Below are 12,859 nucleotides of genomic sequence, written 5' to 3'. Positions count from 1 at the left end.
ACGTATCAAGACTATGCGAACAGCCGAATGAGGGTCGGCGAAAAAAGCGCCAAAACCCCATACAGAGGGATATTGAGGGAATGAGGGAGACTGCGGCGAGCCGAATGGGCGAGGGCCTGGCCGGTGTTCAAACCGGACGCACCCGGATGGCGGGGGGCGGCGGCGCAAGAAAGGTACGAGGTGGTTTTGGTCAGCCAGGAGCCTGCCGCGCACGGTGACCTCTGGCTTGCATCAAGCGAAAAGAACGGTTCGGCGAGGATCCGAACCGCCCGGCAATTGTCTTCAACCCGCCCGCAATCTGCGCTTACCCCACAAGCTGCCGGCGACAGCCAGGAAGATCACCCCAAATGCGATAAGGCCCCATTGCGGAAGCGAGAGCCCCAGAATGGGCGGATAGGGCGTTTCGCAAAGTCCCGCGACCTTGAATACCTGAGGCAGCCATTGCGCGGGGGGAAGAGCATCCACGACGGGTTGAAGTGCGTCGAACCCGCAGCTGAATCCGGGATGTGCCTGCACATAGACATGCCGTCCGGCTGCCACCACGCCCCCGAGGGCGGAAAGCGCGACCAGCGTCTCGAGCAATGCAATCCCGCGCCACCCATTGAAGGAAGCGCCGAGCAGCGCAAAGACTGCGATCAGCACGAAAAAGTATCGTTGAATAATGCACAGCGGACAGGGATCTTCGCCTTTGACGAACTGAAGATAGAGTGCTCCGCCAACGAGCCCCAGACAAATCACAGCGAGCAAAACCAACAACCGGCGTTCGCGGCGAATCCCGCGCTCGTCCTGGTGCATGGTGAAATGATTCAAGGAGTTGTTCATATTTTCCGAATTGTTCGAGAAAAAAGCACCTGAAAGAGCACATCTGGCGACGGAATTCTATCGCGATCGCTGTAAGTGAGGCGGTTTCAGGCGCGGCATGAGTCGCTCAGCGCGTGGTTTCGAGTACGGCTTCCACGGCACGGCCGATGGAGAGCAGGGCGTCGTCACCAAACGGCGCCCCGGCCAGCATGAGGCCGACCGGCGCTTCTCCCCGAGGATGGCACGGCAGCGACAACGCGCAACTATCGAGGAAATTGAAAACGGAGGGGTTGCGCAGGATCAGCGCGTTGGTCGTGGCAAACGCTTCGTCGTCGTGTTCGAGACCGGCCACGCGCGGCGGCACGACCGGCACGGTCGGACACACGATGGCGTCGAACCGCTGCCACAGCGCGCGCGCCTGCTCGATCATCGCCGCGCGCGCTTGCAACAGGTCTATGTAATCGGCTGCGCTGGCGGGCTGGCCTTTCATGATCCGTACGTGCACGCGCGGATCGTATTGATCGGCATGGGCCTGCAGTAGCGGCCGGTGCCATGCATAAGCCTCGACAGACGCGAAGCTGAAGCGGTTGATCTCGGCGAGCCGCTCGAGCGGTGCGAAACGCACGTCTTCCACCAGGGCGCCAGCTGCCGACAGATGTCCGATTGCAGCGGAGTATGCGTTGGCGACCGTTTCGTCAACGCCGTCCATGACGTAGTTGGTCAGCACGCCAAGACGCACGCCATCCAGTGGCCGCGTGGCGGGCACACCGGAGTCGCGCCCGGCCAGGATACGGTCGACGAGTGCGCAGCACGCAACCGACAAGCCTATCGGTCCGAACGAGTCGAGTGTAGTGGAGAGCGGGATGGCGCCTTGGGTGGGCACACGGGCAGCGGTCGGTTTGAAACCGGTGAGTCCGCAAAGCGCGGCAGGGATGCGGATGGAACCGCCGGTGTCGGTGCCGAGTGCGATGGCGGCCATGCCGTCCGCCACCGACGCCGCAGCCCCGGACGACGAGCCGCCGGCAATCCGCTCGTCACCCGGCACATCCCTTCGATACGGCGAGCGCGGCGTTCCGTAATGCGGGTTCAGCCCGAGTCCGGAGAACGCGAATTCGCTCATGTTGGTACGCCCGACGATCACGCCGCCCGCACGCCGCAGCCGCGCCACGGCGATGGCGTCGGTTTTGGCCGGCAGCGCGTCAGCCAGTACACGCGAGCCCGCGCGTGTCGCCTGGCCTTCGATGTCGAAGAGGTCCTTGATTGACACGGGAATGCCTGCGAGCGGCGAAAGCACCGTGCCGGCGCGGCGCAGTGCGTCGTGGGCGTCGGCGGCAGCGCGGGCACGCTCTGCATCGACGTGCAGGAAGGTGACCGCTCCTTGTCCCGAAGGGTCTGCAATGCGCTCGAGCGCCTGCTCCACCAACTCGCGGCTGGTGGTTTTACCGTCGCGTAGCGAGGCGGCGAGTTGTGCGAGAGGCGCGAACTGAGGCGAAGTGGTGGGCATGATGTCGAGAGAAACCGGTGGCTTGACGGGCTAGAAACAGCGCTGCAAAACGACGTTGCAAAACGGGCTGGGACGCGCGGGAAGTGATCCGTTCACGCCATGGCGCCGCGGCTTTGCTGCGCTGACGCCCACCATGAAACGCTTGGGATAACTTGCCCAAAAGTGGCTGTCATTCTAAGCCAGTCGAGTAGGAAATACTCGACGCGACGCGCGCGGCGCTTGATTAACCGGGCTCCTCGGCCATTCGGCTGATAGCGCGGCAGCGGCTTCCTCCCTAAGCTTGGTCAGGTCCTGCAGGCGTCTTTTACGGCGGAAAACAACAGCCTTATAAAAACCCAAGCGTTTAGGTTTACTTGCGCGCTACCAACAGATAGAGTGACTGCATGCCAACGATTTTCCGCATCGGCGCTGCCCGCGTTGTGATTTATTTGAACGACCATCATCCTGCCCACGTGCATGTTCTTGATGGCAAGCAACATGCCATATTCGACCTGCACTGTCCGGCGGGACCGCCGACCCTGCAAAGGAATCACGGCTTTTCACACGTTGATGCAAACACCTTTGCCCGCCGCATGCAAAACGTAGTCGGCTCGCTGTGCACTGAATGGAAAACACTTCATGACTGCTTTTGTTGAGATCACCGAGCACCAGATGCTCGAAGCCGAAGAGCGGATGAGCAAGCACCTCGCCGGCAATCCGGTCGCTCTGTCAGCTTTGTTCAATCCCGCTGATGGCCGGGTGGCTATCGAATTATCCAATGGCGCGCTGTTTGCGATTCCCGCGCGGATTATCCAGGGTTTGGAAAATGCTTCGGACACCGACCTGGGAACCATCGAAATCACCGCATCGGGATCGGGTCTGTATTTTCCTGCCGTCGACGTCGACATTCTCGTGGCGCCGTTGCTTGCCGGCGTGCTGGGGTCGCGCTCGTTCATGGCCAGGCGACTGGGCAAGGAGGGGGGGGCCAGCCGCAGCGAATCCAAAGCTGCCGCGGCGCGCGCGAACGGCGCGCGCGGCGGCCGGCCGCGCAAGGTCACGGCGGAAAACGTGGAGCGTAACGAAGGTGCCGTGCTTACGAAGAAATAGCCGGGGTTCGGTCAAGCGCGCTTGCGCGGCCGGCGCCGTAATCGCATCAAGGCACGCGGTCCACCTCGGCGGGAACACTGCGAGAATGTTCGGGGGGCGCAATGGGCATCTTTTCCTTTGCACCGCGCCGCCATTTCCTGGTTACCCACGCGCCGAAATCATCCAGGACCGTGTACGCCACCGGCACGACCACCAGCGTCAATAAAGACGAGGTGATCACGCCGCCAATCACCGTCTGGCCCAGCGGGCCGCGTTGTTCGCCGCCTTCGCCCAGGCCCAGCGCAAGCGGCAGCATGCCGAAGATCATCGCGAGCGTGGTCATCAGGATTGGCCGCAGCCTGACGCGTGCTGCTTCCAGCAACGCGTCGGTACGGGTCATCGGGTGGCCTTTGCCCGACGCGTCGAGCAGGGTGCCGCGCCGCGCCTGATTCGCGAAGTCGACCAGCAGGATTGCGTTCTTCGTGACAAGGCCCATCAGCATGATGAAGCCGATGATCGAAAACATGTTGACCGTGCTGCCGAACAGCAGCAACGCGAGCAACACGCCCACCAGCGTCAGCGGTAAGGCCGTCATGATCGCGAGCGGCTGCAGGAAGCTGCCGAATTGCGACGCGAGGATCATGTAGATGAAGATCACGGCGAGCGCGAGCGCCTCGACCGCGTAGATGAACGACTCGTTCATGCTCTTGGTCGAGCCGCCGAAGCTGTAGCGGTACCCAGCGGGTAGGCGCATCTCGTCGAGCGTCTTCTTCACGTCGGCGGCCACTTCGCCTGACGAGCGGTCCATGACGTTCGCCGAAATCTCGACTTCCCGCGACAAATCCCGTCGCCCGATCACGTCCGGTCCGGTGGTTTCGGTAATGGCGGCAACCTGGCGCAGGGGCACGAGCAGCGGCGCGCCGTTGGCGTCGGTACGGCTGGTGGTGATCATCAGCTTTGACAGGTCGTCTACGTTGCGGCGCTGCTCCGAGGGCAAACGCACGCTCACGTCGTAATCCTGATCGTCGGGCGCACGCCATGTGCTGATGGCGTCACCTGACAGCAGCGGGCGCAGTGCCTGGCCGACTTCGGCTACGCCCACACCGAGGTCTGACGCGAGTTCGCGCCGGACGTCGATGGCGACAATGGGTTTGTCGTCCTTCAGGCTCGCGTCCAGGTCAACCAGGCCGGGAATCTTCCGCAAGCGCTGCTGCGCCTCTGCAGAGAGACGCCTGAGTTCGCCCAGGTTGTCGCCTTGCAGGCTGAACTGCACGGCCTTGCTTGACCCGGCCCCGTCTGACATGCCGATTTCAGTCACCACGATCCCGGCAATGCTCTGCAGGCGCGTGCGGAATACCTGATTCAGCTCCTGCACGCCGCGGGTGCGTTCGCGGCGTTCTTTCAGGCGCACGGTGATCTGCGCCTTGTTTTTCCCTTGCGCGTTGCCGGAGTTGATCGTTGCGTAGCTGTAGCGGACTTCGGGGAATTGCGCGAGCGCCGCTTCAACCTGCCGGACTTTGTCGGCGGTCGCTTCCAGTGAGGTTCCAACCGGCGTGTTCAAGCCAATTTGCGTGGTGGAGAAGTCGGCATTCGGTATGAATTCAGTGCCGATCAGCGGTACGAGGAACAGGCTGCCCACAAAGGTCGAGAACGCGACCGAGAGGGTGATGATGCGATGCCTGAGCGACCAGCCGAGCAGCCGCTGGTAGAACCGCGCGAGCCGTTCTACGCCGCGTTCGAAGAAGGCCAGCAAACGTGTGAGATGGCTTGTGCCGCGAACGTGCAGCGTGGGATCGGGCCAGATCGACGAGAGCATGGGGTCCAGCGTGAACGACACGAACATCGAGATCAGCACCGCGGCCGCGACCGTCACGCCGAACTGGTGAAAGAACCGGCCAATGATCCCGCTCATGAACCCCACCGGCAGGAATACGGCAACGATCGAAAACGTCGTGGCGAGCACGGCCAGAGCGATTTCCTTCGTGCCATCGAGGGCAGCGGTGCGGTGGTCCGAACCAAGCTGAACATGCCGGACGATGTTTTCGCGCACCACGATCGCGTCGTCGATCAGCAAACCCACGCACAGCGACAACGCCATCAGCGTGATGACGTTGATCGTGAACCCGGCCGCGTACATGAACGCGAACGTGCCGATCAACGCGATCGGCAGCGTGAGTCCGGTGATCACGGTGCTGCGCCACGAGCCGAGGAACAGGAACACGATCGCGATGGTCAGCAGCGCGCCCTCGAGCAGCGTGCCCTTGACTTCGTTCACGCTGTTTTCGGTATCGAGCGACGAGTCGTCGGTGATGTCGAGCTTGACGCCTGGCGGCAGCGCTTTTCGCAGCGCCTCGACCTCCGCCCGGATGCCATGCGCCACGTCGACCGTGTTTTCCCCCTGCGCCTTGACCACCGATAAAAACAGTGCGCGGTTGCCGTTCAGTAGTGCCATGCTGTCGGGCTCTTCCTGCCCGTCGACTACTTGCGCCACTTGATCCAGCGTGACGGGATGCGCGGCATTGGACGTGCCGCGGCGCGCGACAATGATGCGTTTGAAGTCATCGGGTGTCTGGAAACGGCCCTTGACCTGCACCGTCTGTTCAACGCCGGCCGACGTCAGCGGCCCCGCCGGAATCTCCTGATTTTCGTTCTGCACGGCACGGATCACCTGATCCACGCCAACCGAAAGCGCCTGCAGCTTGTCCGGGCTGACATCGATCCGGACCTGCCGCTTCACGCCGCCCACAATGCTGACCGAGCCCACGCCGCGCACCGTTTCCAGGCGCTTGCGTACGATCTGGTCGGCGGCAGTCGTGAGGTCGCGCGTGCTCAGGGCTGCGCCCGGCGCGTTGGACACGGCAACCGTGACGATCGGCATGTCGGCCGGGTCATAACGCAGCACGCGCGGTTCCTTCACGCCGTCGCGCAGATCGGGCCGGATCAGCGCGACCTTGTCGCGGACGTCCTGCGCGGCCTGCATGACGTTCGTCGAGAGATCGAACTGGACGATCACGACCGACAACGCGTCGTAGGAGTGCGATGAAATTTCGTCGATACCGCTGATCGTGTTGACCGCTTCCTCGATCTTGCGAGTGACGTCGGATTCGACCGATTCCGGCGATGCCCCCGGATACGCCGTCTGGACAACGACCACGGGAAAGGCGATATCCGGAAACTGATCGACCTTCAGGCGCTCGTACGAGAACAGTCCGATCACGAGAAACGCCGCCATCATCATGGCGGCGAATACGGGGTTATTGATGCTGACGCGCGTGAACCACATGGCTTGCGGCTCCGCTATTGAGTAGTGGCCGCAGCCGTCGCTGCAGACCCAGCCGCCGGAGCCGCGGCGGCTTGTCCTGTCATGCGCACGACGCTGCCTACACGCAGCGCTCCGAGGTTATTTTTCACGACCTGCTGGCCTTCCTTGAGCGGGGGATCGACGAGCTGGGTCCAGCTCGCGCCGTCGGCTTCGCCCGTTGCGGCCGTGGTGACGGGTACTTCGACGAGCTTGCCGCCGGAGATTGCGTAGACGCTGTGGCTTGGGCCGTCCGTGCGCACTGACGATGCCGGCACCACCAGCGCATTCGGCGTACTGCCTACGGTCAGGCTGCCCGTGCCGAACATGCCGATCCGCAGTGTCGTGGCCGGATTGGGCACCTGGATATAAATCATGATCGAGCGCGAGCCTGGTTGCGCTGCCGGATTGATGCGCGTGACCGTGGCGGCGATGGGCGCATCGATGCCGTCGAAGCGAATGGAAACGGTCTGGCCGATCCGTACGCGGCCGATTTCCCCGACCGGCACCGGGGCTTCGAGTTCGAGCTGGGTCAGGTCGACGACGTCGAACAATTTGCTGTCGACGGCCACCCGTTCGCCGGGTTCAATGCTGCGCGATGCGATCTGGCCGCCGAACGGTGCACGCACGACGGTGTCCGCCACCGACAGATTCGACGACGCCAGCGCCGCCCGGGCCGCGGCAAGATTGGCGGCGGCGATGGCGTACTGGCTTTGGGCGGTATCGAAGGCATTTTTCGAGATGAAGCCTTTTTCGACCAGCACGCGGTTGTTCTCGAGCGTTTGTTTCGCGATATCTAACTGGCCGGCCATCGCGGCCATTTGTCCGCGTGATTGCTCGGCGCGCGCGGTGTAGTCGCGAGCGTCGATGGTCGCGAGTATTTGTCCGGCTTTGACGGTATCGCCTTCACGCGCCCGCACGTCGAGCGCCGAGCCGGCTACTTTCGCTTTGACAGCGGCCTGTGTGACGGCGCGAAGTGATCCAGTGAGCGGCAGCGTTTCAGACAGTGTGTGGCGCGTGAGGCTGGAAAGGTCGCCGGGCGTGAATTCAATGACGGACTCGTCCGCTGAGGACGGAGTCGACGCTGATGCTGATGCCGGGACGGTGACGCTTGTCCGTTTCCTGAGTGTGTGTGCGATGCTGAGCGCCAGCACGATGACCACAATGATTACTGCGATGAGGATGTTTCGTTTTCTTGATGAATGCATTGCGAGTGAGCGGATCTGAAAGCACGCCGCACGATAGCGCATTTACGGCTGGCGGGCGTCAAAGTTGCGGGAGGCCGTATAGAGGGCCGCCCCAAGCTTGACGCATGCGATCAAATCGTCCGCGAAAACCGCTGCTGGGTGTTACCGGCGAGGGTACCGGCCAGATACTGATCGAAGATCATCGCCACGTTGCGCACGAGCAGGCGCCCGGCGGGAAGCACCTCGATCCCATCGTGCGTCACGTGAACCAGCCCATCGGATTCAAGCGGTTTCAACCGCTCCAGCTCACCCGCGAAAGCCTCGCGGAAACGAATCCCATAAGCCGCTTCCATGGCGTCGAAGCGCAGTGAAAACTGACACATGATTCCGGTGATGATGTCGCGTCGCAGCCGATCGTCGGCGCTCAGCCGGACCCCGCGCGCAATAGCCAGCTCGCCACGATCGACCGCAGCGGCATAACCGGTCATGTCCTTGGCGTTCTGCGCGTAGACATCGCCGACTTTGCCGATAGAAGAAACCCCCAACCCGATCAGATCGCAATCCGCCTGCGTGCTGTAGCCCTGAAAGTTGCGATGAAGCGTCCCGGCTCGCTGCGCAACGGCGAGTTCATCGTGGGGCAGAGCGAAATGATCCATCCCGATGTACACGTAACCTGCCTCGGTCAGTTTCTCGATAACCCGTTCGAGGATCGCCAGACGCACGCCCGGCGAGGGCAACGTGGTTTCGTCGATCTGCCGCTGCATCTTGAAAACGCCCGGCATATGCGCATAGCCGAACACCGAAAGCCGGTCGGGCGCGAGCGTGATAATGGTGTCGAGTGTTCGGCTGAAACTCTCCACGCTCTGATGCGGCAAGCCATAGATCAGGTCGACGCTGACCGACTTGAACCCTTCGGTTCGTGCCGCCGACATCACCGTTTGCGTCATCTCGAGCGGTTGCACGCGGTTGATCGCTTGCTGCACGCGCAGATCAAAGTCCTGCACGCCGAAGCTCAGCCGGTTGAAACCCAGCTCGCGCAATACGCCGATGGTTTCCGCCGATGCCTCGCGCGGATCGACTTCGATTGAATATTCCGCCTGAGCGTCGGGCAGCAAACGAAACGACCTGGCGGTCGCGGCCATCAACTCGGCCATCTCATCGTGCGACAAAAACGTGGGTGTACCGCCGCCCCAATGCAATTGCGAGACGGGCCGGGCGGTATCGAAACAAGCCGCTTGCAGGATGATCTCCCGTTTCAGCCGGTCAAGATACGGGCGTGCGTGCGAACGGTTTTTCGTAGCGATCTTGTTACAGCCGCAATAGAAGCAGACGGTGTCGCAGAATGGGATATGGAAGTAGAGCGAAAGATCCGCCGATGCCGCACCCGGGTCTGCCGCCGCCCGATGGTAATGGGCAGGATCGAAGGTGTCCGTGAATTGAACGGCGGTTGGGTACGACGTGTAGCGCGGACCGGCCGCGTCGTATTTAGTGAGCAGATCGGGGCGGAAGAGGGACATTGTGGACAGACTTGAAGAGGGTGGTCCGAGTCTAGCCGACACGTTTCCCCGGTTCTTGCGTGATAACGCCGCAGCCGCGCAGTGGCACAATGTCGGGTTGCCTCTCGCGTCAAATGTGCCCGAACAGCCCGAACCGATGTCCACTGTCCACGATCCGAACTCTGCCCACGCGTGCCGCGAAAGCTGCGGCGCATGCTGTATCGCGCCGTCCATTTCGAGCGCGATTCCCGGCATGCCCGACGGCAAACCGGCTGGCGTGCGTTGCGTCCAGCTAGGGGCGGATCTGCGCTGTGCGATTTTCGGCGATCCGCGCAGGCCGGCCTGCTGCTCGGGTTTGCAGCCATCGGAGTCCATGTGCGGCGACACGCGGACTTACGCGCTGGCCTGGCTCACGCAACTCGAGATCGATACGCAACCTGAGCGCGTCTAGCCGGTCGAACGCTCACCGCTCTGTTTCAAATTCAAGTTCAAGTCACTGGAGAATTTCGCATGACTCAAGCCGTTGCGCCGAAGCGGCGCCGGTTCCTGCTCGCTGCCGTTGGCGGCGCAGGCGCGGTGGCGCTGGGAACCCAGGGATGCGCCGCTTCGATATTTCCGTTCATCCCCGATCACTACACGTTCAGCCAGGCGCAAGTCCAGGACGCAGTGCAGCGCAAGTTTCCGCTGGAGCGTCGGGCCTCGCAGATCTTCGATGTCACGCTGAGCAATCCGCTGGTGGGCCTCGCGCCCGACCGCAACCGGATCACCGTGCGGCTGGACGCACGGCTGGCCACGCCGTTCATGCCGAATCCGGTCACCGGAATATTTACGCTTTCCAGTCAACTTACTTACGACGCACCCAGCCACTCGGTCGTTCTGATGTCGCCGACTGTCGACGATGCCCAGGTCTCCGGCGAGGCTGCGCAATACAACCAGCAGATCAACGCGGTCGGCGCGGTCATGGCGACGCAGTTCCTGGACCGTTACCCCATCTACACATTCAAGCCAGAACAATTACAGTTTGCCGGTGTTAACTACGAACCCGGTACAATCACCGTCCTTACAAACGGCATACGCGTGCAGATCGTCGAGAAGTAAATTTTCCCGATGAAGTCCAGTACGCGCGCGCCTGAACAATTGGCTGGCGACAGCCAAACTGTGCCAAAAGGACGGAGTGATGGACTGGATTCTGTTTTGCAAAGCGCTGATTCTGGGTGTGGTGGAGGGTTTGACCGAGTTTTTGCCGGTATCGAGCACGGGACACCTGATTGTTGCCGGCAGCCTGCTGAATTTCACAAATGCCCAGGCAAAGACCTTTGACGTCGTGATTCAATTTGGCGCGATCCTGGCGATTGTCTGGGAATACCGGCGCAAGATTGGCTCCGTGGTGGCCGGGTTGCCCACGCAGCCTAAAGCCCGCCGGTTTGCGTTGAACGTGATCATTGCGACCATTCCGGCTGTCGTGCTCGGCCTGCTGTTCGAAAAGCACATCAAGGCCGTGTTGTTCGCGCCGGTGCCGGTCTCCGTGGCGCTGATCGTGGGAGGGGTCGTGATCTTGTGGGCGGAAGCGCGGCACCGCGAGCGCAATGTCGCGCCGAGAGTGACGTCGGTGGACGATCTTTCTTTTTCCGATGCCCTCAAAGTCGGGCTCGCCCAATGTTTCGCGCTGATTCCGGGCACATCGCGCTCGGGGTCGACCATTATTGGCGGGATGTTGTTCGGGCTGGAGCGTAAAGTCGCCACCGAGTTTTCATTCTTCCTGGCCATTCCCATCATTTTCGGCGCTACGCTTTACGAGCTCGCGAAAGAGTGGCGCACGCTGTCTGTCGATTCGCTGGGCTTGTTTATGGTTGGGTTGGTGGCTGCGTTTCTCAGCGCTTTCGTGTGTATTCGATGGCTCTTGCGTTACGTCGCCACGCACGATTTCACGGCGTTTGCGTGGTATCGGATCGGTTTTGGGCTGCTGATCCTGATCGTCGGGTACAGCGGCGGGTTGAGTTGGACGGACTGATATTTCAGCGCGGCTGTAAAAGTCCGCAAATGCATACGAAACAGGCCATTCCAACCCGCGTTGGAATGGCCTGTTTTCGTGTTGGGTCGGCGGATTATTTAGTCCGCCCTGAACAATCGGTTTTGTCGGCTGCAGGTCTAATCGCTAGAGTCACACGTGAGCGGGCGGGTTCGAGAACAAGGCCGGCATAAGAGTGTAAAAAAGGGCGTAAAAAAACCGCAGCTTCCTGAGGATCATCCGCAGGTTGTAGCCGGCGCCGCACAGTACCGCGTGCATCGCATCGCCCAGTGCGCCCTTGAGCCAGTTTCGATCGAGTTTGCCATCCGTCTTCATGTGACCGATGGCCGGCTCGATCGCGCTGCGTCGTCGGATCATCGCCCGTAGTCCACGCGTGATGCCACGCCTCAAGCCAGGGTGGTAGATCTTCACGCCATCGATCGCAACGCCCTTGTAGCCGCGATCCACGATCGCCACTTCGGGGCTGACATCGCTCAGAATTGCCGCCTGCTCCAAAGCCTCAGCCAGCGTGTGCCCATCGTACGGATTGCCCGGCATCGAGCGCGCTCCGACTACCAGCCCTTCCTTGTGAGTCGTCGTGATCGACACCTTCACACCAAATTCATACGGCGTGCGAATCTTTCCTTTGGCCAAACATTCGACTTCCGGTGCGTGCAGCGCGTAGAGCTTGTTCTTATCCTTGGGTTTCTGCGACAGAATCCGCTTCGTACGGGCAATCAACTCCAGCAGCGCAGAACGGCCTGCGTCCGACGCTTGGTCGATCTGCCGTTCGACATCGCGCATCACCCGGCCCACACGCGAGCGCAGCGTGCGCAACGTCTTCCTCATGCGCTTGTACTGCTTGGCGTGCGCATAGCGACCAATCTGCACTGCCAGGCGCGGCGCCTCGCGATTGTAGTTCTGTCTGAGCTTGAGCCCGTGGCGCGCGGCGGCTTTGACCAAATGCTCACGACACCGCTCCAGCAAGCGCGAATCAGTTGGATGGGCGATTGCCTTTGGCATCACTGTCGTGTCGACGATCACGCGCTTCACGCTCGACGCTTTGATCACGCCGGCACGTTTGGCCGCTTCGATCGTCGCCGCCAACAGTTCTTCAACACCCGCTTCACCGAGGCGCTTGCGCCAGCGGGTCAGACTCGACGGATCGATCGGCGGCTCGGTTTGCAGAAACGTCTCGCCGGTGAAGACCTGCCAGTAAGGGTTCTCGACCCACTGCCATACGACTTCCTCGTCGGACAGGTCGAACGCGTGTTGCAAATAAAGCAGCCCTGCGATCAGGCGGGGTGAAGTCGCCGGTCGTCCGGCACGCGACACGAAGCTCTCGCTCATCGCTGCGCCCAGCTGTGCCCAATCAATCAGACTGGCCAAACGCACCAGAGGATGCTTCAAATTGATCTGTTCAAGCAGTGGCTGGCGGAAGAAATCTTGCTCTGTCACACGCGCTTTCGGACCCATTCGGACCTCGTCAGAATTTGCAGG

Annotated in this window: 11 protein-coding genes; 5 read left to right on the top strand and 6 right to left on the bottom strand. The window is 61.6% G+C overall.

The window, feature by feature from the left end; genetic code table 11:
• Positions 1-282: 282 nt before the first annotated feature.
• The gene (locus ABH944_RS14340) at positions 283-795 is read right to left on the bottom strand and encodes a disulfide bond formation protein B (protein ID WP_404607348.1); all 513 of its coding nucleotides are present in this window, start codon (positions 793-795) and stop codon (positions 283-285) included.
• A gap of 133 nt (positions 796-928) precedes the next feature.
• Positions 929-2,305 (bottom strand): amidase, encoded by a 1,377-nt coding sequence (locus ABH944_RS14335; RefSeq protein WP_404607205.1) that lies wholly within the window; start codon positions 2,303-2,305, stop codon positions 929-931.
• A 383-nt stretch (positions 2,306-2,688) separates the two neighbouring features.
• On the opposite strand from ABH944_RS14335, the gene ABH944_RS14330 reads away from it, so the two are divergent.
• A complete protein-coding gene (locus ABH944_RS14330) occupies positions 2,689-2,940 on the top strand; it encodes a DUF4160 domain-containing protein (RefSeq protein WP_404607203.1) in 252 nt (83 codons plus the stop codon).
• On the top strand, positions 2,924-3,391 hold the full coding sequence (locus tag ABH944_RS14325; RefSeq protein ID WP_404607201.1) for a DUF2442 domain-containing protein: 468 nt from the start codon (positions 2,924-2,926) through the stop codon (positions 3,389-3,391). Before ABH944_RS14330 ends, ABH944_RS14325 begins: the two co-directional genes overlap by 17 nt.
• A 46-nt stretch (positions 3,392-3,437) precedes the next feature.
• Here ABH944_RS14325 and ABH944_RS14320 read toward each other — a convergent pair whose 3' ends face one another.
• From ABH944_RS14320 to hemN, 3 genes are all read right to left on the bottom strand, one after another.
• A complete protein-coding gene (locus tag ABH944_RS14320) occupies positions 3,438-6,653 on the bottom strand; it encodes an efflux RND transporter permease subunit (protein ID WP_404607199.1) in 3,216 nt (1,071 codons plus the stop codon).
• A gap of 14 nt (positions 6,654-6,667) precedes the next feature.
• The gene (locus tag ABH944_RS14315; protein WP_404607197.1) at positions 6,668-7,876 is read right to left on the bottom strand and encodes an efflux RND transporter periplasmic adaptor subunit; all 1,209 of its coding nucleotides are present in this window, start codon (positions 7,874-7,876) and stop codon (positions 6,668-6,670) included.
• Between the two features lie 110 nt (positions 7,877-7,986).
• The gene (gene hemN, locus ABH944_RS14310; RefSeq protein ID WP_404607196.1) at positions 7,987-9,372 is read right to left on the bottom strand and encodes an oxygen-independent coproporphyrinogen III oxidase; all 1,386 of its coding nucleotides are present in this window, start codon (positions 9,370-9,372) and stop codon (positions 7,987-7,989) included.
• A 136-nt stretch (positions 9,373-9,508) separates the two neighbouring features.
• Here hemN and ABH944_RS14305 point away from each other — a divergent pair, with 136 nt between their 5' ends.
• From ABH944_RS14305 to ABH944_RS14295, 3 genes are all read left to right on the top strand, one after another.
• Positions 9,509-9,802 (top strand): YkgJ family cysteine cluster protein, encoded by a 294-nt coding sequence (locus tag ABH944_RS14305; RefSeq protein ID WP_404607194.1) that lies wholly within the window; start codon positions 9,509-9,511, stop codon positions 9,800-9,802.
• Positions 9,803-9,861: 59 nt separating this feature from the next.
• Positions 9,862-10,449, top strand: coding sequence for a DUF1439 domain-containing protein (locus ABH944_RS14300; protein WP_404607193.1), 588 nt, complete (start codon positions 9,862-9,864; stop codon positions 10,447-10,449).
• 79 nt (positions 10,450-10,528) lie between these two features.
• Entirely contained in the window at positions 10,529-11,362 is an 834-nt protein-coding gene (locus ABH944_RS14295; RefSeq protein ID WP_404607191.1) for an undecaprenyl-diphosphate phosphatase, read from the top strand.
• Positions 11,363-11,512: 150 nt separating this feature from the next.
• Here ABH944_RS14295 and ABH944_RS14290 read toward each other — a convergent pair whose 3' ends face one another.
• Entirely contained in the window at positions 11,513-12,835 is a 1,323-nt protein-coding gene (locus tag ABH944_RS14290) for an IS5 family transposase (protein WP_404607189.1), read from the bottom strand.
• Positions 12,836-12,859: the final 24 nt, after the last annotated feature.

This window comes from Caballeronia udeis (assembly GCF_044909315.1).
Lineage (GTDB): Bacteria > Pseudomonadota > Gammaproteobacteria > Burkholderiales > Burkholderiaceae > Caballeronia > Caballeronia udeis_A.
The sequence above is the reverse complement of the archived record's forward strand: the minus strand, read 5'-3'. Positions and strand labels throughout refer to the sequence as shown.